The organism is Erwinia aphidicola, assembly GCF_014773485.1.
In the GTDB taxonomy this organism is placed as follows: domain Bacteria; phylum Pseudomonadota; class Gammaproteobacteria; order Enterobacterales; family Enterobacteriaceae; genus Erwinia; species Erwinia aphidicola.
On sequence record NZ_JACXBP010000003.1, the window covers coordinates 68150 to 91376 of the forward strand.

The following is a 23227-nucleotide window of genomic DNA, read 5'->3' on the forward strand; positions in this document are numbered from 1 at the left end:
ATGGAACATATCAACAGCTACTATTCGGCAACCACCAATGCACACGATCCCTGGCTACGGCTCGAAGGGGCAATAGAGTGCGATGTTTGCGTGATTGGCGGCGGCTTTACCGGGCTGTCGTCCGCGCTGTTTCTCACCGAGGCGGGATACGACGTGGTGCTGCTGGAAGCCGCGCGCGTCGGGTTTGGCGCCAGCGGGCGCAACGGCGGCCAGGTGGTGAACTCCTACAGTCGCGACGTTGATGTGATTGAGCAGCGCTACGGCAAAGAGACCGCGCGCCTGCTCGGCAGCATGATGTTCGAGGGGGCAGCGATTATCCGTGACCGCATCGACCGCTACGCCATCCGTTGTGATTACCGGCCCGGCGGTATTTTTGCCGCGTTAAACAACCGACAAATGCAGCACCTCAGCAGGCAGCACAAGCTGTGGCAGCGCTACGGCAATTATGACCTTGAACTGCTCGACCAGACCGGTATTCGCCGGGAAGTGGGCAGCGATCGCTATGTCGGTGGCCTGTTGGACAAGCGCGGCGGCCATATTCACCCGCTCAATCTGGCGCTGGGTGAAGCCGAAGCCATTCGTCGCCACGGCGGGCGCATCTATGAGAACTCGGCGGTCACCGCGGTGAACTACGGTAACCCGCATCTGATCCGCACGGAGCAGGGCGAAGTGAAAGCCCGCTTTGTGATTTTTGCCGGCAATGCCTATCTGGCCCCGCATCTGGAACCCCGGCTGGCGAACAAAAGCCTGCCCTGCGGCTCGCAGATTGTCGCCACCGAGCCGCTCTCTGCGGACCAGGCGCTGTCGCTGCTGCCGAACAACTGCTGCGTCGAGGACTGTAACTACCTGCTGGACTACTTCCGCCTGACCGCCGATAACCGCCTGCTGTACGGCGGCGGGGTCATCTACGGCGCGCGCGATCCGGGCGATATTGATGCCCTGATCCGCCCGAAGCTGCTGAAAACCTTCCCGCAGCTGGCAGGGGTAAAATTTGACTTTGCGTGGAGCGGCAATTTTCTGTTGACCCTGTCGCGCATGCCGCAGTTCGGACGGCTGGAGAACGGCGTTTACTATATGCAGGGTGACAGCGGGCACGGCGTGACCTGCACCCACCTGGCCGGGAAGCTGATTGCGGAGGCGATGCGCGGCGACGCAGAGCGCTTTGATGCCTTTGCCAGGCTGCCGCACCTGCCCTTCCCGGGCGGACGGCGGCTGCGCGTGCCGTTAACCGCAATGGGTGCCGCGTGGTATGCGTTGCGCGACAGGCTGGGGGTATAGGCGCAACCTGGAAGGTTATGGGGCGATCGGAAAAGAAGATCGCCCCCTACGGTTTTAGTGGCAACTCGCTGGTAACCTGGAAGTTTATGGGTCGATCGGAAAAGAAGATCGACCCCTACGGTTTTGTGGCAACTCGCCGGTAGGGGCTGACCCTCTTTTTCGGTCAGCCCGTTGTTTTAGGGTCAGCCCGTTGTTTCAGGGTCAGCCCGTTATTTCACGCTAACGGCATCTTGTTCGGGTCGGGGTAACGGTACTCAAAGCCCAGTTCGCGGCAAATTTTACTGCCGTCGATCAGCTTGCCGCTGTTACCGCTGTCATCCGCGAGGAAGGTGGGAGGTTGCAGCCCCAGCTGGCGTGCCACCTGCGGATAAAACTGCGCTCGCGCCGGATGCTGCGCGGCACTGAGGTTGTAAATATGTCCGCCCTTCGGCGTTTGCAGCAGCAGCGTAATCGCCTCGATCACATCTTCCAGATGCACCAGGTTTACGCCCTGTGACCCGTTCGCCAGCCCCGTTTTTCCGGCGAGGAAACGCCCCGGATGGCGGTTTGGCCCTACCAGCCCGGCGAGGCGCAAAATATCCACCGAGGTATTAGGCAGATTATGAAGCCAGCTCTCCAAATCCTGTAAGGTGCGCCCGGCAACGCTCACCGGCTCAAGCGGCGTACTCTCTTTGGTATTACCTACGCTGTCGCCGTACACAGAAGTGGAGCTGGTAAATATTATGCGCGGCACGCTGAAGGCCAGCGCGCTGTCCACCAGCTGCTGTACTGCCAACTGATAGCTCTCACCGCCTGACGCGGTTCTGCTGGCCGGTAACGTTATCACCAGAGCATCTACATGGCTGAGCAGAGACTCCAGGTCTTCAGACTCGCAGATGAGCTCCGGCGTCAGCTCCAGCAGATAGCTGTCGATACCGCTCATCCGTGCCGCCGCTACCCCGTCCTGCGTGGTTTTAGTGCCGGTCACCTGCCAGCCAGCCGCCGTCAGCGACATGGCCAGCGGCATGCCCAGCCACCCCAGCCCGACTATCGCAACTTTTTTCATCCCTTTACTCCTTTGAACTCACACCGTCAGAGTTTCAGGCTACGCCAGCCTGAAGTCAGTGACAACTGCCCGTTGATAAGAGAATCTTTCAACATTGACAAAAAAGGGTTGCGCCACGCGTCCATTCTGGTTAGGTTATTTGTCACGATATGAATATCCATTCATCCAAGAGAATTTTATGACACGCGTTCAGTTCAATCACCATCATCACCATCACCCTGACTAGTCTTTCAGGCGATGTGTGCTGGAAGACGATCAGGATCTTCCAGTGGTGCAGAACGCGAAATCAGCCCCCGGAAGATCGCCTTCCGGGGGCTTTTTTTTGGCCCGATGAAATTGAAACGCTGGCATAGTGAACTTAAGCAGACAGGAAAAGAGGATTATCCCCGATGTTAGATAACACCCGTTTACGCATAGCTATGCAGAAATCAGGCCGTTTAAGCGATGAATCACGCGAATTGCTCGCGCGCTGCGGCATCAAAATCAATCTGCAGCAGCAGCGCCTGATCGCGTTTGCCGAGAACATGCCGATTGATATTCTGCGCGTGCGCGATGACGATATCCCGGGCCTGGTGATGGATGGTGTGGTTGACCTCGGCATCATTGGTGAAAACGTGCTGGAAGAAGAGCTGCTGACCCGTCGTGCTCAGGGCGAAGACCCGCGCTATTTCACCCTGCGCCGTCTGGACTTCGGCGGCTGCCGCCTGTCGCTGGCGATGTCGGTTGATGACGAATATACCGGCCCGCAGTGTTTGCAAAACTCCCGCATTGCCACCTCTTACCCGCACCTGCTGAAAAAGTACCTCGACAAGCAGGGCGTCAGCTTCAAATCCTGCCTGCTGAACGGTTCTGTTGAAGTGGCTCCGCGCGCCGGTCTGGCCGATGCCATCTGTGACCTGGTGTCAACCGGCGCCACGCTGGAAGCCAACGGTCTGCGCGAAGTGGAAGTCATTTACCGCTCGAAGGCCTGCCTGATCCAGCGCGATGGCGAAATGCCGGCTGCCAAGCAGGAGCTGATCGACAAACTAATGACGCGTATTCAGGGCGTGATCCAGGCGCGTGAATCGAAGTACATCATGCTGCACGCGCCGGGCGAACGTCTGGAAGACATCATTGCCCTGCTGCCGGGGGCCGAGCGCCCTACCGTACTGCCGCTGGCGGGTGATAAGAGCCGCGTGGCGATGCACATGGTCAGCAGCGAAACGCTGTTCTGGGAAACCATGGAAAAACTCAAAGCCCTGGGTGCCAGCTCGATTCTGGTGCTGCCCATTGAGAAGATGATGGAGTAATTCGATGGCGACCCTGATGACCCCCATTAGCTGGCAGCAGTGCAGCGCGGAAGAGCAGCAGGCGCTGCTGATGCGCCCGGCGATCTCTGCCTCTGAAAGCATTACTGCCACCGTGCGTGGCATTCTTGAAAAGGTAAAAGCCGAGGGCGATGACGCGCTGCGCTACTACAGCGCGACCTTCGATAAAACTCAGGTGGATGCCCTGCGCGTCAGCGAGCAGCAGATTGCCGATGCCTGCGCGCGACTGGGTGATGAGATCAAACAGGCGATGGCCGTCGCGGTCGCCAACATCGATAAATTCCACGTGGCGCAGATGCTGCCAGCGGTTGATATTGAAACGCAGCCGGGCGTGCGCTGCCAGCAGATTACGCGCCCGGTGGCCTCTGTCGGGCTCTATATTCCCGGCGGTTCTGCCCCGCTCTTCTCCACCGTGCTGATGCTGGCAACCCCGGCACGCATCGCCGGATGTGGCCGCGTGGTGCTGTGCTCGCCACCGCCGATTGCCGATGAAATTCTCTATGCCGCTAAGCTGTGCGGCGTGCAGGAAGTGTTTCAGGTTGGCGGGGCGCAGGCGATTGCCGCCCTCGCCCTCGGCACTGAATCAGTACCGAAGGTCGACAAAATCTTTGGCCCGGGCAATGCGTATGTGACCGAGGCCAAGCGCCAGGTCAGCCAGCGCCTGGACGGTGCAGCAATTGATATGCCGGCAGGGCCTTCCGAAGTGCTGGTGATTGCCGATGAGGGCGCCACGCCTGACTTCGTCGCTTCCGACCTGCTGTCACAGGCAGAGCACGGTCCTGATTCACAGGTGATCCTGCTGACCCCTTCCCTCACGATGGCAGAAGCGGTGGCGCAGGCCGTCGAGCGCCAGCTGGCAGAACTGCCACGCGCCGCCACCGCGGCTAAGGCGCTGGAGAGCAGCCGCCTGATTGTGGCACGCGATCTTCAGCAGTGCGTCGAGATCAGCAACCGCTACGGACCGGAGCACCTGATTATTCAGACGCGCCGCGCACGGGATCTGGTCGACAGCATTACCAGCGCCGGTTCGGTATTTCTTGGTGACTGGTCACCGGAATCCGCTGGCGACTATGCCTCCGGCACCAACCACGTGCTGCCGACCTATGGCTATACCGCCACCTGCTCAAGCCTGGGGCTGGCTGATTTCCAGAAGCGCATGACGGTGCAGGAGCTGACGCCTGCCGGCTTTATGGGGCTGGCGGCAACCATTGAGACGCTGGCCGCGGCCGAACAGTTAACCGCCCACAAAAATGCCGTCACCCTGCGCGTGGCTGCACTGAAGGAGAAGCCATGAGCAGCACAATTCAAGACCTGGCTCGCGCCAACGTGCGCGCCCTCACCCCTTACCAGTCGGCGCGCCGCCTTGGCGGTAACGGCGACGTGTGGCTGAACGCCAATGAATATCCGCTGGCCGTGCCGTTTGAGCTCAGCCAGCAGACGCTGAACCGCTACCCGGAGTGCCAGCCAAAGTTGGTGATTGAACGCTACGCCGCCTATGCCGGACTGACGCCTGAGCAGGTATTGGTGAGCCGCGGCGCGGATGAAGGCATCGAACTGCTGATGCGCGCCTTCTGCGAGCCTGGCCAGGACGCGGTACTGTTCTGCCCGCCGACTTACGGTATGTACAGTGTCAGCGCGGAAACCATCGGCATTGAATATCGCACGGTGGAAGCAGGCGAGGACTGGCAGTTGAACCTGCCTGCGATTGCCGACCAGCTGGACGGCGTCAAGCTGGTGTACGTTTGCAGCCCAAACAACCCAACCGGTAACCTCATCAACCCGGACGATCTGCGTCAGCTACTGGAGATGACCCAGGGCAAAGCGCTGGTGGTGGCGGATGAAGCCTATATCGAGTTCTGCCCGCAGGCGTCACTCGCTGGCTGGCTGAAGGATTACCCGCACCTGGTTATTCTGCGCACGCTGTCGAAAGCCTTCGCGCTCGCCGGGCTGCGCTGCGGTTTCACCCTCGCCAGCGCAGAGGTGATCGCGCTGCTGATGAAGGTGATCGCGCCTTATCCGCTCTCTACTCCTGTCGCCGATATCGCCGGTCAGGCCTTAAGCGACCAGGGTATCGCCCTGATGCGCCAGCACGTTGCCGAGCTCATCGCCACCCGCGAACAGTTGATAGCCGACCTGCGCAGCCTCGACTGCGTTGAGCAGGTCTATGAGAGTGACACCAACTATATTCTGGCGCGCTTTACCGCTTCCAGTCAGGTCTTTAAAACGCTGTGGGACCAGGGCATTATTCTGCGTGACCAGAATAAGCAGCCCGGCCTGGCCGGCTGCCTGCGCATCTCTATCGGCACCCGTGAAGAGTGCCAGCGCGCCGTTGCCGCATTGAAATCATTACCCGGTACCCCCGTTTCTCAGGAGCAAGCATGAGTCAGAAAGTCCTCTTTATCGATCGCGATGGCACCCTTATTTCTGAGCCGCCGGAAGATTATCAGGTCGACCGCATGGACAAACTGGCCTTCGAGCCGGACGTGATCCCGGCCCTGCTGTCGTTACAAAAGGCGGGCTATCAGCTGGTGATGATCACCAATCAGGATGGTCTGGGCACCCGCAGCTTCCCGCAGGCGGATTTCGACGGCCCGCATAACCTGATGATGCAGATCCTCAGCTCCCAGGGCGTGAAGTTCGACGATATTCTGATCTGCCCGCATCTGCCGGAAGATAACTGCGACTGCCGCAAGCCGAAAACCAAAATGGTGGAAGCCTGGCTGGCCGAAGGGGCAATTGACACCGCCAACAGCTATGTGATTGGCGACCGTGCCACCGACGTGCAGCTGGCGCAGAATATGGGCATTACCGGCCTGCTGTACGGAAAGGACCTTAACTGGAAGGCTATCGAACAGCAGCTAACCAAACGCGACCGCTATGCGCTGGTGCAGCGCAACACCAAAGAGACGCAGATTAAAGTCGAAGTGTGGCTGGACCGCGAAGGCGAGAGCAAAATCAACACCGGCGTTGGCTTCTTCGATCATATGCTTGACCAGATCTCCACCCACGGCGGCTTCCGTATGAACATTGATGTGAAGGGCGACCTGTACATTGATGACCATCACACCGTAGAAGATACCGGCCTGGCGCTGGGCGAAGCGCTGCTGAAAGCGCTGGGCGACAAACGCGGCATCGGCCGTTTCGGCTTTGTCCTGCCAATGGACGAGTGCCTGGCACGCTGCGCGCTGGATATCTCCGGCCGCCCGCACCTTGAATATAAAGCGGAGTTCAGCTATCAGCGCGTGGGGGACCTGAGCACCGAGATGGTCGAACACTTCTTCAGCTCGCTCTCTTACACCATGGCCAGCACCCTGCACCTGCGCACCAAAGGTAAAAACGACCATCACCGCGTTGAAAGCCTGTTTAAAGCCTTTGGCCGCACGCTGCGCCAGGCGATCCGCGTGGAAGGCAATACCCTGCCAAGCTCGAAAGGAGTGCTGTGATGGATGTGGTGATCCTCGATACCGGCTGCGCCAACCTCTCTTCAGTGAAGTGGGCGGTGCAGCGCCTTGGCTACCAGCCGCATGTCAGTAAGGAAGCCGATATCGTACTTAATGCCGACAAGCTGTTTTTGCCGGGCGTCGGCACCGCGCAGGCGGCGATGGACCAGCTGCGCGAGCGCGAGCTGATTGAGCTGATCAAAGCCTGTACCCAGCCCGTGCTGGGTATCTGCCTCGGCATGCAGCTGCTCGGCTCACAGAGCGACGAGAGCGGCGGCATCTCTACGCTGAATATTATTGAACACCCGGTTGAGCGTATGCAGGATCTCGGCCTGCCGCTGCCGCATATGGGCTGGAACCAGATTGCCTCGCAGGCGGGCAACCATCTGTTTCGCGGCATCGACGACGGCGCCTACTTCTACTTTGTGCACGGCTACGCCATGCCGGTGAATGAATTCACCATTGCGCAGTGTCACTACGGCGCAGCGTTTACCGCAGCGGTGCAAAAAGATAACTTCTTCGGCGTACAGTTCCACCCCGAGCGTTCCGGTGCCGCTGGCGCGCAGCTGTTGAAAAATTTCCTGGAGATGTAACGGATGATTATCCCGGCGTTAGATTTAATTGATGGCAAGGTAGTACGCCTGCATCAGGGCGATTACGGCCAGCAGCGCGATTATGGGAGCGATCCGCTGCCGCGCCTGCAGGATTATCAGGCCCAGGGCGCGGAAGTGCTGCACCTGGTTGACCTGACCGGTGCGAAAGATCCGGCTGCGCGCCAGATCCCCCTGCTTACCAAGCTGCTGGCAGGCGTATCCGTGCCGGTGCAGGTTGGCGGCGGCATTCGCACTAAAGACGATGTGGAAGCCCTGCTCAAAGCTGGCGCCACGCGCGTGGTAGTAGGTTCTACCGCGGTGAAACAGCCGCAAGAGGTGCAGCAGTGGTTTAAGCAGTACGGCGCGGAAGCGATTGTACTGGCGCTGGACGTGCGCATTGACGCGGATAACCGCAAAGAAGTGGCGATCAGCGGCTGGCAGGAAGCCAGCGGCATCACGCTGGAAGAAGTGATCGAACAGTTTCTGCCGTTCGGCCTGAAGCACGTGCTGTGCACCGATATTTCCCGCGATGGCACGCTGAGCGGCTCTAATGTTGCGCTGTATCGTGAAGTCTCCGCGCGCTATCCGCAGATTGCCTTCCAGTCCTCCGGCGGCATCGGCTCGCTGGATGATATTGCGGCCCTGCGCGGCTGCGGCGCACAGGGGGTGATTGTCGGTCGCGCCCTGCTGGAAGATAAATTTACCGTATCGGAGGCGATTACATGCTGGCAAAACGGATAATCCCCTGCCTTGACGTGCGTGACGGCCAGGTGGTCAAAGGCGTACAGTTCCGCAACCACGAGATTATCGGTGACATCGTTCCGCTGGCGCAGCGCTATGCGCAGGAAGGCGCCGACGAGCTAGTGTTTTATGATATCACCGCCTCCAGCGATGGCCGCGTGGTGGACAAAAGCTGGATCTCGCGCGTGGCAGAAGTGATTGATATCCCCTTCTGCGTGGCGGGCGGTATCAGGTCAGTGGAAGACGCCGCCCTGCTGCTCTCCTACGGCGCAGATAAGATCTCCATTAACTCCCCGGCGCTTGCCGACCCGGAGCTGATCACCCGCCTGGCGGATCGCTTTGGCGTGCAGTGCATCGTGGTGGGCATCGATACCTGGTATGACAGCGAAAGCGGCAAATACCACGTTAACCAGTACACCGGCGATGAGAGCCGCACCAAAGTGACCACCTGGGAAACCCTCGACTGGGTGGACGAAGTGCAGAAGCGCGGCGCAGGCGAGATCGTCCTCAACATGATGAACCAGGACGGGGTGCGTAACGGCTACGACCTGGTGCAGCTGCAAAAGGTGCGCGCGCGCTGTAAGGTGCCGCTGATTGCCTCCGGCGGCGCGGGCACCATGGAACATTTCCATCAAGCCTTCCGGGATGCGGACGTTGATGGCGCGCTGGCCGCCTCGGTGTTCCATAAACAGATTATTAATATCGGCGAACTGAAAACGTTCCTGATTGAAAAAGGTGTGGAGATTCGCGTGTGTTAACAGAACAACAGCTCGCCCAGCTGGACTGGGTAAAAACCGACGGTATGATGCCGGCCATAGTCCAGCACGCCGTTTCTGGCGAAGTGCTGATGCACGGCTATATGAACCAGCAAGCGCTGGATAAGACGCTGGCAACGGGTAAGGTGACCTTCTGGTCGCGCACCAAACAGCGCCTGTGGACCAAGGGGGAAAGCTCTGAGCACTTCCTTAACGTGGTCAGCATCACCCCTGACTGTGATAACGACACGCTGCTGGTGCTGGCCAACCCGGTTGGCCCGACCTGCCACCTTGGCACCTCCAGCTGCTTCTCACCTGCCGCTTGTGACTGGACATTCCTCTATCAGCTGGAGCAGGTGCTGGCAGAGCGCAAGCACGCCGACCCAAAAAGCTCCTATACCGCCAGCCTGTATGCCAGCGGCACTAAGCGTATTGCGCAGAAAGTCGGTGAGGAAGGCGTTGAGGTTGCGCTGGCCGCCACCGTCAACGATCGCCACGAGCTGACCAACGAAGCGTCGGACCTGGTCTATCATCTTCTGGTGCTGCTGCAGGACCAGGATCTTAACCTGTCGACGGTAATTGAGAACCTGCGCCAGCGCCATAAGTAGGCTGCCGCAGTTCTGACGTCAATAAAAAAGGCCGGGAATTCCCGGCCTTCTGTTAGATATTTGAGAGTTAGCTGCTTTTTCGCAAGCGATAGCTGGCGCTGACATTGCGGCCAATCACTATCGCTGAACCCACTACCCCACCAAGAATAATTGCCAGCAGCATCACCAGCGTCTTTTTCGGGCTATCGCGGCGGATAGGCAAATCGGCGGTAGCGATGTAGCGGTAAGACTGCAGATGCGACAGGTCGATTTTCATATGTGTCACGGCCAGCAAAGCGCTCTGCGTATCATAGTAGGATTGATCGTAAATTAACGGTTTAGTCGCCTCATTCTGAATCATTGACTGTAGTGCGCTGGTACCCAGCAGGTAGAGGGTATCGTCAGAGAGATACTCCGCCTGATTCAGCTGCGTGCTCTTCACCCCGGAGGCTTCTGCAATCGTCAGCGCCTGTTTGATGGCATCCATACGCTGATGCTGTTTATCAATCGCCACCTGCTTCTGCGTATCCAGCGCGCTGGAAAGCTCATTGGTTTTTACCCCAAGCGTACGCCTGAGATCGGCGGTGTAGCCGTCGACGATTTTATCGTTGACCTGTTCGATATACTTGGTCAGCTGCGCCTGCGCATCCTTCGCGGTAGGTGCGGTGTAAGCGATGCTGAGCTGGTCATTGCTGCCCTTCACCACCTGATCCACTTTCAGCATCTGGGGCTCTTCCAGATTTTGCAGCGCAGAGGACAGGGCATACATGGATGCGCCAAATCGGCCAAAGAACTGGTTTTGCAGATCGGGAAGCGAAGGTTTGTCTGCCGGGGTTTGCGTATACAGCACGCTGAGAGAAGCGTTGTAGTTTGCAATCATCCCTGACGTTGGGGTGGCAACAATCGCGGTGGAGGTCCATTTTTCTTTCGCGACAAACAGGTAAATGCCTGCCAGCACCATAGCAACAATCACGCTGATGATGATGGTTTTTTTGCCGTTCCATAGCTGAGCAATAATTTCCAGTAAATCGATTTCATCGGCTGTGTTGGAAAAGTTCTGGTGACGCGGGGACAGCTCAACATTTTTATTATCGGGGTTCATATAGTCAGTAAACTCTGCGCAAAAGAAAATAAGATAAAACTCAGGCGATAGCTGACTAAATGTAGAGGAGTTTGGCGGGAAACGCTATGGATAGATTCTTAAAACGAGGTAAGAAACCTCCCGCATTGCGGGAGGTTAGAGGGGAAGTTAGTCGAGCCACTCGGTGTGGAACACACCCTCTTTATCAGTGCGCTTGTAAGTGTGCGCACCGAAGTAGTCACGCTGAGCCTGGATCAGGTTAGCTGGCAGTACCGCTGAACGGTAGCTGTCATAGTAGGCGATAGCCGCAGAGAAGGTCGGCGTTGGGATACCGTTCTGCACGGCATAAGCCACCACGTCACGCAGCGCCTGCTGATACTCATCCGCGATGTTCTTGAAGTACGGCGCCAGCAGCAGGTTCGCGATGTCAGCATCTTCAGCATAGGCATCGGTGATTTTCTGCAGGAACTGGGCACGGATGATACAGCCGGCACGGAAGATCTTAGCAATCTCACCGTAGTGCAGGTTCCAGTTGTTCTCGGTAGACGCCGCTTTCAGCTGGGAGAAGCCCTGAGCGTAAGAGACGATTTTACCCAGATACAGGGCGCGACGCACCTTCTCAACGAACTCCGCTTTATCACCGCTCACAGCCTGAACTTTCGGACCGCTCAGTACTTTGGAAGCCGCAACGCGCTGGGTTTTGAGGGAAGAGAGGTAACGGGCAAATACCGATTCGGTGATCAGTGACAGCGGTTCGCCGAGATCCAGAGAGCTCTGGCTGGTCCACTTACCGGTGCCTTTATTCGCTGCTTCATCCAGAATCACATCAACCAGGTAGTTACCTTCTTCATCTTTCTTGGTGAAGATATCTTTGGTGATGTCGATCAGGTAGCTGCTCAGCTCGCCTTCGTTCCACTCGCTGAAGGTCTTAGCCAGCTCTTCGTTGCTCAGGTTCAGCGCGCCTTTCAGCAGGGAATAGGCTTCTGCAATCAGCTGCATGTCGCCGTATTCGATACCGTTATGCACCATTTTCACATAGTGACCCGCACCGTCCGGACCCATGTAAGCGACGCAGGCTTCACCTTCTGCAACTGCCGCGATCTCGGTCAGGATTGGCGCAACCAGTTCATAAGCTTCTTTCTGACCACCAGGCATGATGGAAGGGCCTTTCAGAGCGCCCTCTTCACCACCTGAAACGCCGGTACCGATGAAGTTGAAGCCCTGCTCAGACAGTTCGCGATTGCGGCGAATGGTGTCTTTATAGAAGGTGTTACCACCATCAATCAGGATGTCACCTTTATCGAGGTGCGGAGTCAGGGAGGCGATGGTTTTGTCGGTGGCTTCACCGGCCTGCACCATCAGAAGGATACGACGAGGTTTTTCCAGAGAGTCAACAAACTCTTCGATGCTGTAGTGCGGAACCAGCTTCTTACCAGGGTTCTCTGCCACGACTTCATCGGTTTTTTCACGCGAGCGGTTGAAGATAGAAACTGTGTAGCCACGGCTCTCAATGTTGAGTGCCAGATTACGGCCCATCACAGCCATACCTACAACGCCGATCTGTTGCTTGGACATACCTACTCCTGTCTAGGTGAGAAAACCAGCAGTTCTGTGACTGCGGTCAATGTTCTGAACATGTTAACTCAGGTTTAGGGGGTGAGGGTAGTGATTGGTGCGATAGATAATTTTGTAGAAAAAAACAGCTAGTTAGCCCTTCAAAATACTAAGTATTTCATGAGTTTTGATATCCATGAGTGGCTTATTGCCTCTAGATTCAACATTCAGCCTTAACAACGACTCTGTGTTGGAAATCCTTAAATTGAAACGCCATTCTTTAAACTCAATAGAAAGTCCATCACTGTTATCAATATACAAAGCCAGCGGCGAATATACTGCTTTTACTTTCTCGATTGCATCGGAGGGATTTTTAAGACGTATATTTACCTCACCAGAAGAGGGGTAACTATTAATAAAATTGGCAACTAAATCTGATAAATTACAATTACTGAGAGAGAGTAATTCTATTACTAGCAACCATGGAATCATTCCACTATCACAGTAAAAGAAATCGCGAAAATAGTGATGAGCGCTCATTTCACCGCCATAAACAGCATCCTCAATACGCATCATTTCCTTCATGAAGACGTGGCCTGTTTGAGATTGAAGTGAGCGTCCTCCGGACATTTTAACAACTTCCTGAGTATTCCAGGTTAAGCGTGGATCATGAATAATTACGGAACCAGGTTGTTTTTTTAGAAAAGCGGCGGCGAGCAAACCAACAATATAATACCCTTCAATAAAGTTCCCTTTTTCATCAAAGAGAAAGCAACGATCAAAATCCCCGTCAAAAGCAATCCCAATATCGGCTTCATGATTAATGACTGCATTCCGCGTGAAATGTCGGCACTCAGGTAATAAAGGATTAGGAATGCCATTTGGGAAAGTGCCGTCTGGATTATGATGGACTTTAATAATTTCAATAGGCGCACCAATATCATTGAATCGATTTTCTATTTCATCAATTACTGGACCAGCAGCACCATTACCTGAATTGATAACTAATTTTAGTGGCTTTAGATTTTCGCCAGTTATAAATGAAAGTAGATGACTTACATATTCATTTTTGAGGCAGCGTTGTGAATAGTTCCCGGGGTTAATATTTTTTAAATGCGGAAAATTATTCTCTTCTACACATTTCTGCAATTCTCGTAGTTCTTTATCACCGCTTAAGGGACGCGCGCCACCACGTACTATCTTCATACCGTTATAATCGATTGGATTATGGCTGGCTGTCACCTGAATTCCACCATCAATATTCAACCAGGCGGTAGCAAAATAAATCTCTTCAGTTCCTGAGAGACCGATGTCGATAACGTTAACACCTGACTCCAGCAGCCCACGTGTCAATGATGCTTTCAAGCTTTTGCTTGTCAATCGTGAATCACCACCGACAACCACAGTTACAGGTTTAAACAACGCAGCAAATGCACGCCCTATACGCCAGGCGATATCTTCGTTAAGCTCTTCGTTTAAACGTCCGCGAATATCGTAAGATTTGAAACAATTGAGCTTGACCACATCATTCATTTTTCGCTGTTCCTCAATACATCATTTTCTGCTAGATAAGAACCCGTCTGCACCTCAATAATTTCTAGCGTGATCTTACCTGGATTCTCAAAATAGTGTGGTACGCCTATTGGTATGTAAGTTGACTGATTTTCTGACAAAATAAACGTTTCTTCTCCACGAACTACACAGGCAGTACCAGAAACTACAATCCAGTGTTCTGAGCGGTGATAATGTATCTGAGAAGCACTTCGCTCACCTGGCTTAACAATAAGATGTTTAACGCTGTAACGAGCACCTGTGGAAAGAGTTTCATGATTTCCCCAGGGTCGATACTGTTTATGATGGCTTTGACTCTCTACACGATGATTTACGTTTAAATATTCTACAACTTTTTTTACGTCCTGAACTCGATCTTTGTCGGCAATTAGAACCGCATCTCTAGTCTCAACAATAACTGCATTATCAATGCCTATACAGGCTACAAACTTGTCCTGTGCAGACAAGTAGTTATTATGAGAGTCATAGGTATATATATCACCATGAATGACGTTGCCACAATCGTTTTTAGGTGTCATATCCCAAAGTGCTGACCATGAACCAATGTCACTCCAAGCAAAGTTCACTGGAATTACAACAGCATTATCTGTTCTTTCCATCACCGCATAGTCGATTGATTCAGCTGGGCAAGAAGAAAATAGTTCAGTAGGCAGACGTATAAAATCAAGATCCCGCCAGGACTGCGCGAAGGCCTCCTGACAAGTTTGCCAGATATCCAGACGATATTTTTTCAACTCAGAAAGATAGGTGCTAGCTTTAAATAAAAAAATGCCACTATTCCAAGTGTAATCTCCACTTGAGATATAAGAATGTGCTAATGCTATATCCGGTTTTTCAAAAAAATTTTTGACCGCGAATACTCCTGGCTCTAATTCGTCACCAGCGCTAATATAGCCATAGCCAGTCTCGGGCGCTGTTGCTTCTATTCCAAAAGTGACTAACTTCCCATTCATTGCAGAGTCATAAGCAATATGACATTTCTGAGAAAATATTTCGTTATCACCAATTAAATGGTCTGATGGCATGACTAATATAACTGCATCTTCCGAGCGTTCCATTGCACTAAATGCAGCCAAGGCGATGGCAGGTGCGGTATTCCTTGCTGAAGGCTCAAGTACGATTTCAGCATCGTTGATACCGACTTCTAATAACTGCTCTTTCACCAAAAATCGATGTTCATTATTACAAATAATAATAGGATGACTGGGCGCTAAATTATAACTCCTCAGTAAAGTATCCTGTAGTAAACTCTTTTCTGAAAACAATGATAGAAATTGTTTTGGGAACAGCGCACGCGACAGCGGCCATAGACGACTGCCGCTACCACCAGCCATAATTACAGGAATAATCATTTTTTAGGCAACTTATTATTGAATTTGAAAACAAGAAATCTGAATGCACTGGTCAAATGCCAGATGAAATGGCGTGAAAAAAAACTTCTATTTGCATGCTTAGCCAAATGTACTGCCCTAACATGAGGATAGTAAACGACCGGCGCACCAGATAATGATGAACGGTAGCATATATCTATATCTTCACAATACATAAAATATCTTTCGTCAAAACCATCCAGTGTCTTATATAACCCAGAATTTATTGCCATAAAAGAGCCTGCAGTCCAATCTACCTTTGACGGAGTCGAAATCTGCGACTTATCAATAATGCAGTCATTCACTCTAAAGATGAAAGACTTGATAAAATCCTTTAAAGTTGGGAATTGTCTGACTGAATTATCGTATAGCGTCATCTCTGCATCTTTGAATAGGTTTATTGCGCCAAACTTTACATTATCAACCTGCATGTACTGAGTTAGCAGTAGGACTTGCTCTGCGGAGATTGACAAATCAGGATTAAGCACAATGAAGTAATCATCTTCCTTCATGTCTAGTGCAGTTTCGCAATAATGATATACAATATTGTTATTAGCACCAAAACCAATACCATAAAATTCAGATATAAGATGGATGTTATTTGAAAGGCACCAGTCATTTAAAGCCAGAGAGTCAACCGGCTTGTTACTTTTTACAACAACCTGGCAATGCTTTGCGAGTTCTGGCAGACAGTTGATTTCCTTAATAAGCTCAGCATGACCGTGCGACACAACACTAATATAAATATTCATGGCGTACCCAAATAATCATAAATTCTCAAGCATCGCAGACCACTTCAGCGAAACCTTATCCAATGAGTATTTTTCACTTGTTATGACAGCTCTTTGAGCATAGTTAAAATACTTTAGCCGATTAACCCCGATTTGGTCGATCACGAGTTTGACAGTTGGGAAAAATTTATCCTCATGAGTTAACATACCGTCCACTTCATGCGTTATTATTTCACTAGGACCTATGTGATCTGATGCAATTACCACGCATCCCTGACTCATAGCCTCAATTACCACCAGACCGAATAATTCCTCCCAACCATTAGTCCTACGCGATGGCAGAAGTAAAATATGACTCTGGGCCATAAGTTCTTTCAGCTGCTTGCGGTCACTGATGAAACCATGAAAGTAAAGGTTTGCGTGTGTATTCATAAAGCCAAGAACGTTTTGTTCCAGCTCTCCACGCCCCGCCATGTGAAATTTAAATTCATTACCCTGCTGGCAAGCAATTTCAGCGAGTTGTAAATACTGACTAACACCTTTGGCTTGAGTGAGACGACCAGTAAAAAGAAAATTTAAAGCCTGCCCCTGCCATTTATCCTTTAATTTTTTTTCTGATATACGTTCAATATCTACAACATGGGGAATTGTTAATACTCTATCGGAAACATCAGGTAGAAACGTACTAAATGAATTAGCCGTTTGCTGTGTCACAGCCACAGTGCATGCAAAGCGCGTTAAAAAATAGCGCCACGCTCTTTTTAAAACACTCTTCAATGGTTGGGAATAATTAAATGGTACTGCTCCGTTCCATTCATGCCAAGAAGTATGCAACACCATTTTATTACGCATATACAACCAACCATAAATCAACATACGATAGTTAAATGGTGCCATCCCTAATAATATAACCTTGTCTTTAACGAACGGCATTTTAAAAAAGAACAGAAGTGATTGTATAGTTTCGGCTTGCACCTTCTTATACTTAAATAGATCCCGTAACAAAAAACGAAAAGGGCGAGTATTAAGATAGGTTACATTAGCTACAGTTTCTAATGCTTTAAAATATGGTTTCCCATCAAAATCGTGTAAAACAAATACCTGTTTCATATAAATCTCTTCAAAAAAAGGTCGAGATTTCGATAGGTGTTAGCCCAGCTAAATCTATCAAGAATAACTGAAGCTTCGCTTGAGTTGAAAATTACTTCTGCTGACATTTTATCTAAGAGTGATGTTGGATGCTTGAGGTCAAAGTAAATAATGTTATCGTTCTCGAATTCACGGAATGCGGGAATGTCAGAAGCAATAACAGCACAATTATTTGACAGTGCTTCCAAAATTGGCAATCCAAAACCCTCATACAATGAAGGAAATACAAACACCCTTGCATGCTGATATAAACTCACTAATTGCTCGTCACTGACAAAACCAGGATAAATGACTCCTTCTGCCATGACATCACTGCGATGCCCTACCAATACTAATGAGCGCTCAGGATGTTGCTGATGAATATTTTCAAAGGCTTTAAGAAGACTGCCAATATTTTTATGAGGTCTATTATTACCAATATAAAGATAGTAACTTTTATCATTTAATTTTAGCTGAGATATTATATCCGAATTAGGAGCAGCATTAAGGAAAAGACCTTCACCAGTGACTACTGAATCGTAACCGTACAAACTTTTGACATCTTTGCGTGTTGTTTCGGAAACGCTCAGCACGGCATTACTACATGCCATACTACGTTTAACTATAAACCGAAAATAAATCTTCCCTATTATTTTTTTAACTCTCCCACTAAAAAAACCTGGGACCAGTTCAAACATCATATCATGAACAGTGATCGCTGATGTTATACCTTTAACCTTGTATGCAAGACCGGAATAATGGAAACTTATATAGTAATCAAATTTTAAATTTCTCAACCAGAGCGGGAACCTTAACCAGTGCAATATATTAAAAGGCTTTAAATTGGTTTTCTGTTGTTGACATTTTATATCTGGATGAAACTCGTTAACTAGGGCAGTAATTTTTTCGTAACCATATTTTTCAACATAATAGGATAATAACTTTTCTGAATACCTTGAAATACCTGTTGGCCTAGCCGTCATAAGCCTGCAATCTAATAAAATTTTCATTAAGAGCCTATCTAGAAATTATCTTAAGAAATGCAGAGCACGTCTGTTGAGCATTAAATTTATCTTCAAAATCTGTTTTAAGAGCATCAAGTTTCTTATCATTTGAAAACTTACATACCTTACTTTGTTCCATAAGCTTCACTGCCTGAGAAAGATCGTTCGCATCAAAAAGCCATTCCGCTGGTAAAAATTCTTTCATTCCATCAACGTTACTGGCAAAAACTACTCTGTGCATCTTCACCGCCTCAATCATAACAAGTGGTACACCTTCGAATAATGAGGGTAGGATTACTCCATCAGACTCGCGGATGAGAACTGCAATTTCAAATGGATCTCTCCACCCGTGAAAAAAAATATTCTCTTGATTTTGAAAGTTAGCTCTCAATGTATTTGACTGAGTGCCATCATTGTCACCAACGATATGCAAATTAACATTTCGCCCCGACTTTAAACGTAAAAAGCTATACAGAAATTTATCCTGCCTTTTTTGTAAAAAATCTATGCGACCAATTAACAAGAAATTAATACCTGAAGGAAGTTTTATCGATTGACTAGTCAATGAGACTTCTGATGAGTGTTCTGTAAAATTATAAACAATTTCAATTTTCTCAGCATTAACGTTAAAATCGGTGACCAACTCTTTCTTATTGAAAGAAGAGATTGTAATAAATAAATCTGGTAACTTATAGTAGAAATACTTATTAATATAGTCTCTTAGATATCCGAATTTAACACCTAGTGACTTACTACGCTTAGTAATTGGAATATACGTGATCACTTTGCAACCAGCCAGTTTTGCCACAAACAATGACAATCCACCAATTTCAATTGTGCCTTGTACTACAACTACCTGGTTAAAGCAACCACTGCGTATAGCGCGATAAATTATTAGTGCATCGTGCCATGCCAGAAGATTAGTCAATGGCCTAACAGGTAGTCCCATAAATGAATGAGATATTATTTTTATCTTTCGTTTGTTTTGGGCTTTTATTCTTTCTAACTCTTCATTGAACTTTTTATTTTTTGAATTCGTAAGTATTGTAACCTCCTGATCATCTTCTAGATCCAAGTAGGTCAGTATTCTTATAAACATCTCCTCATGCCCACCATAAACAGGAGACTCATTGATAAACAATGTATTATTAATCATTATATTTGACTCATTTTTTGCTGGCGGCCAAAAGCTAGCCAGACCGCATTTCCAATTAAATAGAATTCCAACGCCATAATATTAAAGAATCCATCAAATGCGAGATCCTGCATGAGTGCAATATTTAAGATAAGATATATAATCAAGTTATGGTTTTTTTCTCGGAATTTTAAGAAAATTATCCCAACGAATATCAGCACTGCTAGCCACATAAACATCACATAAAAACCCGATACTCTTACTAAGTCCAGAAGCATGTTATGAAACCAGATCCCAGTATAACCCTCGGCCTGTACTTTCAAGCCTCCGGTTGGGTAGTTAAGAAAGTTTTCAATGCCATAAACCAACATACTAAAACGTGGGCTATCTAAACCACGCTGAGAAAAACCGCCAAAATCTTTTATATTTAACCAAGATAAACTATCGATCGAGAATATGTATAGCATCGCTAAAATCAAAAAAAACATCACGAATAATAATATACGCTTTAGATTATACCTATATGTTAAAATGAAATATAAAACTAGTAATATAAATGCAGCACGCGAACCTAGATAAATTGCACTGAAATAAAATGTAAGCAATGATATAATGATGATAGTTAATAAATTACCCTTGACCTTGTTGTTATTAATGTATACTACGCTGAAGATAACCAACTGTAATGCATACAAAGGTGAGTTTTCTTCACTACCATTTACTACGTCGTAAACAAGATTATATCCAGGATAGCCATTTAACTGGCTATAAATACAGACCAAATAAACATAAAGCATGCTACTTATACTAAAAAAATTTATATATTTATTTATATTTTGTTTAGCTTCAAGGTAGCCTAGCATAAAGAAAAACATAAAACAAAACAAATTCAACAAAATCAAATTAGTGAATTTTTCAGGCCCACGCTCAAAATGGCCAATCCCTAAAAAGTAATACAAAAGAAAAAAAACTAGAAAAAAACCAATAAACAAATAGCTTTGCATTCTTGCTCTAAACTTCGATACCAGCAGTAAGGTTGCTAGAACCATCGTAATAAGAGCAAGCGCCAATATACGGAAAGCAACACTAAACAAACTAACATAAATTATGACATTTATAAGTAGTAGATTGTATTTTTCATAAGGAGTGTGACTTCGGGTAATCCCTTCAGTTTGCATTACATTCTTCCATTTTTTTCAAATCTAGTTTTTTTGCTATAATAAGAACCATAGCGATTAGTGAAAAATATGCCAGCGCATTCACAATAGAAAAAAGCGCCATCGTACCTAAGCTGGTTCTAATAAAGTAGACCCCAGCAAAAAGTGCTGTGCATTTTAATAAAAGGGAAGTTAACTCGTACACTAGGAAGAGGTGCTGGATTTTCAGTGAGGGTATAGAATCAATAGCCGGTCTTGCTCCCAGCCAGAAAACACAGTATATTGCCATCCAACGCCCAAACTCACCTGCCATATGCCACTTACCTCCAAATATTAGCGAGAAAAGCCACGGACCACAAAAGATGACTATTATATAAATCATAAAAGAGGCCGATAACATTAGCAAAGTAGATTTACTAATAAAGGGGAAAATCATCTCATTGCTAGTTACTTTTTCATTCACCTTCGGATAATAAACATTACTAATTGCACTACTTAATAAAGTCACTGGTGCACCAAGAATAGTTTGTGCGAGAGTATAAAACCCTGCTTCTGCTGCGCCAAAATACCATGCAATAATAAAAATTGGCAGGCTCTGCGAAAGAGAATTCACCAGTACCTGGGGAGTTCGATATAATGGAAAGTCATAGTATCGCGTTGCAGCTAATTTTATGACCCGGGCGCAAAACCATCTCGAGTTGAATACAAGACCGGTGCTTAGTGAACGTAAAAATAACTGTAAAGCCTGAAGGACGTATCCAACTGCTGTAATCAATACCAGAGTAACGGGTAAAGGAACTAGTAAACCACCGCAAACACGCAATGAGTTTAATATTCCAGCTTGCACCACAGAAATTTGGGCAATCTTTTTGTAGCTTCTTGTTCTTATAAGCCATTGCTGGCCGCTTTGTTGGAAAGGTAGTATCAGCAGCATCATAGGTATGAGCATCCAGAACCACAACGGAAACTTCTCTGTATTAATTACTTCAGGAAATAATAATCTAACAAAAAAAAACAACATTAAGGAAGTAGCTGCTACCATCACTCCCAAATATAGGCTCAATCTAACAAGCGTAGCTGCCATTATACGCTGCTGAGGTAAAACAACTGCTATCGGGTAGCTCAGGGCTGAAAGTGGAATAAGTATATTCACTACAGACATAAAGCTACCCATCATACCGTAAGCTTCTGGGCCATATTGACGAGTGATAATCGGTATAAAAGCCAAGTTGATAATTTGAGCCAACGCCGTCCCAGACGCTAATATAAAAACACTTCGAATAAAGCTGTTTTTTATCATGATATCCAACCAGAATTATAATGCAGTGTTAATTAACGGAAATCTAAACTTGGCATACTCTGGTCTTTGTTAGATAATATTATTTCATTTAAGCCTACCCATTGAATATTTAGTTTCGCATCATTCCAGATTATTCCTCTATCGCTTTCAGGATGATAGTAATTAGTAGTTTTATACACAAACTCAGCATTTTCACTCAATACTTGAAAACCATGTGCAAAACCTTCAGGTATCCACAACTGGCGTTTATTTTCAGCAGAAAGATTTACGCCAACCCATTTCCCAAACGTCACAGAGTCCTTACGGATATCAACAGCCACATCAAATACTTCACCAGCAACACAGCGTACTAATTTTCCCTGCGCGTGTGGCGCCAGCTGATAGTGCAGTCCGCGCAGAACTCCTTTGGAAGACTTAGAATGGTTATCCTGAACAAACTCAACTTTGCGCCCTACTGCCTCTTCGAACACTTTCTGGCTGAAACTTTCAAAGAAGAAACCGCGCTCATCGCCAAACACTTTGGGTTCAAAAATTAGTACATCAGGGATTTCAGTTTTAATCACGTTCATGGCATCAGTATCCTTTCACCATCTTGAGCAGATACTGCCCGTACTCATTCTTCGATAAAGGTGCAGCCAGTTTCTTGACCTGTTCCGCATCGATAAAACCTTTACGATAGGCAATCTCTTCCGGGCAGGAGACTTTTAGTCCCTGTCGCTGTTCAATAGTCTGGATAAAATTACTCGCTTCAATCAGGCTGTGATGCGTACCGGTATCCAGCCACGCATAGCCGCGCCCCATCATCGCCACAGAGAGACTACCCTGCTCCATATACAGACGGTTGATATCGGTGATTTCCAACTCGCCACGCGGAGAGGGTTTAAGGCTTTTAGCCATATTCACCACGCTGTTATCGTAAAAATATAGCCCGGTCACCGCATAGTTACTCTTCGGCTCCAGCGGTTTTTCTTCGAGGGAGACAGCGATGCCCTCTCTATCAAACTCAACTACGCCGTAGCGTTCTGGATCGTTGACGTGGTAAGCAAAGACCGTAGCACCAGATTTCTGGTTTACTGCAGCTTCCAGTTCTTTCGGCAGGTCGTGGCCGTAGAAAATGTTATCGCCCAGCACCAGCGCCACATTATCATCACCGATAAACTCTTCGCCGATAATAAAGGCCTGCGCCAGCCCATCCGGGCTTTCCTGCACTTTGTACTGCAGGTTCAAGCCCCACTGGCTGCCATCGCCCAGCAGTTGCTCAAAGCGCGGTGTATCCTGCGGGGTACTGATAATTAAAATATCGCGAATTCCCGCCAGCATCAGGGTGCTGATTGGGTAATAGATCATCGGCTTGTCGTAGATAGGTAGCAGCTGCTTGCTGACGGCCATCGTGACCGGGTACAGGCGGGTACCGGAACCGCCCGCCAGAATAATTCCTTTACGCATTGG

23 protein-coding genes and 1 other annotated feature are annotated in these 23227 nt (G+C 49.0%); of the genes, 10 read left to right on the top strand and 13 right to left on the bottom strand.

Going from position 1 to position 23227, the window contains the following annotated elements:
* The gene (locus tag ID864_RS07715) at positions 1 to 1278 is read left to right on the top strand and encodes an NAD(P)/FAD-dependent oxidoreductase (RefSeq protein ID WP_191149669.1); all 1278 of its coding nucleotides are present in this window, start codon (positions 1 to 3) and stop codon (positions 1276 to 1278) included.
* A gap of 214 nt (positions 1279 to 1492) precedes the next feature.
* Here the strand turns inward: ID864_RS07715 and ID864_RS07720 are convergent, their stop codons facing one another.
* Entirely contained in the window at positions 1493 to 2323 is an 831-nt protein-coding gene (locus tag ID864_RS07720) for an SDR family oxidoreductase (RefSeq protein ID WP_099754650.1), read from the bottom strand.
* A 178-nt stretch (positions 2324 to 2501) separates the two neighbouring features.
* On the opposite strand from ID864_RS07720, the gene hisL reads away from it, so the two are divergent.
* From hisL to hisIE, 9 genes are all read left to right on the top strand, one after another.
* Positions 2502 to 2549 (top strand): his operon leader peptide, encoded by a 48-nt coding sequence (hisL, locus tag ID864_RS07725; protein ID WP_100396937.1) that lies wholly within the window; start codon positions 2502 to 2504, stop codon positions 2547 to 2549.
* Positions 2525 to 2647 (top strand) — a sequence feature (His leader region). Its footprint overlaps the gene before it by 25 nt.
* Positions 2648 to 2712: 65 nt before the next feature.
* A complete protein-coding gene (gene hisG / locus ID864_RS07730) occupies positions 2713 to 3612 on the top strand; it encodes an ATP phosphoribosyltransferase (protein ID WP_048915602.1) in 900 nt (299 codons plus the stop codon).
* Between the two features lie 4 nt (positions 3613 to 3616).
* On the top strand, positions 3617 to 4924 hold the full coding sequence (gene hisD, locus ID864_RS07735; RefSeq protein WP_191149670.1) for a histidinol dehydrogenase: 1308 nt from the start codon (positions 3617 to 3619) through the stop codon (positions 4922 to 4924).
* Positions 4921 to 6012 (top strand): histidinol-phosphate transaminase, encoded by a 1092-nt coding sequence (hisC, locus tag ID864_RS07740; protein WP_048915600.1) that lies wholly within the window; start codon positions 4921 to 4923, stop codon positions 6010 to 6012. The genes hisD and hisC overlap by 4 nt, the downstream gene beginning before the upstream one ends.
* Positions 6009 to 7073, top strand: coding sequence for a bifunctional histidinol-phosphatase/imidazoleglycerol-phosphate dehydratase HisB (hisB, locus tag ID864_RS07745; RefSeq protein WP_048915599.1), 1065 nt, complete (start codon positions 6009 to 6011; stop codon positions 7071 to 7073). Before hisC ends, hisB begins: the two co-directional genes overlap by 4 nt.
* Positions 7073 to 7663 (top strand): imidazole glycerol phosphate synthase subunit HisH, encoded by a 591-nt coding sequence (gene hisH / locus ID864_RS07750; RefSeq protein ID WP_048915598.1) that lies wholly within the window; start codon positions 7073 to 7075, stop codon positions 7661 to 7663. The genes hisB and hisH overlap by 1 nt, the downstream gene beginning before the upstream one ends.
* Positions 7664 to 7666: 3 nt before the next feature.
* Positions 7667 to 8404 (top strand): 1-(5-phosphoribosyl)-5-[(5-phosphoribosylamino)methylideneamino]imidazole-4-carboxamide isomerase, encoded by a 738-nt coding sequence (gene hisA, locus ID864_RS07755; RefSeq protein WP_191149671.1) that lies wholly within the window; start codon positions 7667 to 7669, stop codon positions 8402 to 8404.
* Positions 8386 to 9162 (top strand): imidazole glycerol phosphate synthase subunit HisF, encoded by a 777-nt coding sequence (gene hisF, locus ID864_RS07760; RefSeq protein ID WP_062818170.1) that lies wholly within the window; start codon positions 8386 to 8388, stop codon positions 9160 to 9162. Before hisA ends, hisF begins: the two co-directional genes overlap by 19 nt.
* On the top strand, positions 9156 to 9767 hold the full coding sequence (hisIE, locus tag ID864_RS07765) for a bifunctional phosphoribosyl-AMP cyclohydrolase/phosphoribosyl-ATP diphosphatase HisIE (RefSeq protein WP_191149672.1): 612 nt from the start codon (positions 9156 to 9158) through the stop codon (positions 9765 to 9767). Before hisF ends, hisIE begins: the two co-directional genes overlap by 7 nt.
* 67 nt (positions 9768 to 9834) lie before the next feature.
* Here hisIE and wzzB read toward each other — a convergent pair whose 3' ends face one another.
* The 12 genes from wzzB to rfbA form a co-directional block, all read right to left on the bottom strand.
* A complete protein-coding gene (gene wzzB, locus ID864_RS07770; protein WP_191149673.1) occupies positions 9835 to 10848 on the bottom strand; it encodes an LPS O-antigen chain length determinant protein WzzB in 1014 nt (337 codons plus the stop codon).
* A 147-nt stretch (positions 10849 to 10995) separates the two neighbouring features.
* Positions 10996 to 12402: an NADP-dependent phosphogluconate dehydrogenase gene (gene gndA / locus ID864_RS07775; RefSeq protein WP_191149674.1), complete on the bottom strand. Its 1407-nt coding sequence runs from the start codon at positions 12400 to 12402 to the stop codon at positions 10996 to 10998.
* A 132-nt stretch (positions 12403 to 12534) separates the two neighbouring features.
* Complete coding sequence (locus ID864_RS07780; RefSeq protein WP_191149791.1) at positions 12535 to 13905, bottom strand: phosphohexomutase domain-containing protein; 1371 nt, start codon at positions 13903 to 13905, stop codon at positions 12535 to 12537.
* Positions 13906 to 13910: 5 nt separating this feature from the next.
* Entirely contained in the window at positions 13911 to 15305 is a 1395-nt protein-coding gene (locus tag ID864_RS07785; RefSeq protein WP_191149675.1) for a mannose-1-phosphate guanylyltransferase/mannose-6-phosphate isomerase, read from the bottom strand.
* Entirely contained in the window at positions 15302 to 16075 is a 774-nt protein-coding gene (locus tag ID864_RS07790) for a glycosyltransferase (RefSeq protein WP_191149676.1), read from the bottom strand. The genes ID864_RS07785 and ID864_RS07790 overlap by 4 nt, the downstream gene beginning before the upstream one ends.
* A gap of 15 nt (positions 16076 to 16090) precedes the next feature.
* The gene (locus ID864_RS07795) at positions 16091 to 17164 is read right to left on the bottom strand and encodes a glycosyltransferase (protein WP_191149677.1); all 1074 of its coding nucleotides are present in this window, start codon (positions 17162 to 17164) and stop codon (positions 16091 to 16093) included.
* Positions 17161 to 18192, bottom strand: a complete 1032-nt coding sequence (locus tag ID864_RS07800; RefSeq protein WP_191149678.1) for a glycosyltransferase family 4 protein — start codon at positions 18190 to 18192, stop codon at positions 17161 to 17163. Before ID864_RS07800 ends, ID864_RS07795 begins: the two co-directional genes overlap by 4 nt.
* A gap of 7 nt (positions 18193 to 18199) precedes the next feature.
* Entirely contained in the window at positions 18200 to 19342 is a 1143-nt protein-coding gene (locus ID864_RS07805) for a glycosyltransferase family 4 protein (protein WP_191149679.1), read from the bottom strand.
* Complete coding sequence (locus ID864_RS07810) at positions 19342 to 20499, bottom strand: hypothetical protein (protein WP_191149680.1); 1158 nt, start codon at positions 20497 to 20499, stop codon at positions 19342 to 19344. The genes ID864_RS07805 and ID864_RS07810 overlap by 1 nt, the downstream gene beginning before the upstream one ends.
* A complete protein-coding gene (locus ID864_RS07815; protein WP_191149681.1) occupies positions 20489 to 21778 on the bottom strand; it encodes a lipopolysaccharide biosynthesis protein in 1290 nt (429 codons plus the stop codon). The genes ID864_RS07810 and ID864_RS07815 overlap by 11 nt, the downstream gene beginning before the upstream one ends.
* Before the next feature lie 32 nt (positions 21779 to 21810).
* Positions 21811 to 22347: a dTDP-4-dehydrorhamnose 3,5-epimerase gene (rfbC, locus tag ID864_RS07820; RefSeq protein WP_191149682.1), complete on the bottom strand. Its 537-nt coding sequence runs from the start codon at positions 22345 to 22347 to the stop codon at positions 21811 to 21813.
* A gap of 4 nt (positions 22348 to 22351) precedes the next feature.
* On the bottom strand, positions 22352 to 23224 hold the full coding sequence (rfbA, locus tag ID864_RS07825; RefSeq protein WP_191149683.1) for a glucose-1-phosphate thymidylyltransferase RfbA: 873 nt from the start codon (positions 23222 to 23224) through the stop codon (positions 22352 to 22354).
* Positions 23225 to 23227 lie beyond the last annotated feature (3 nt).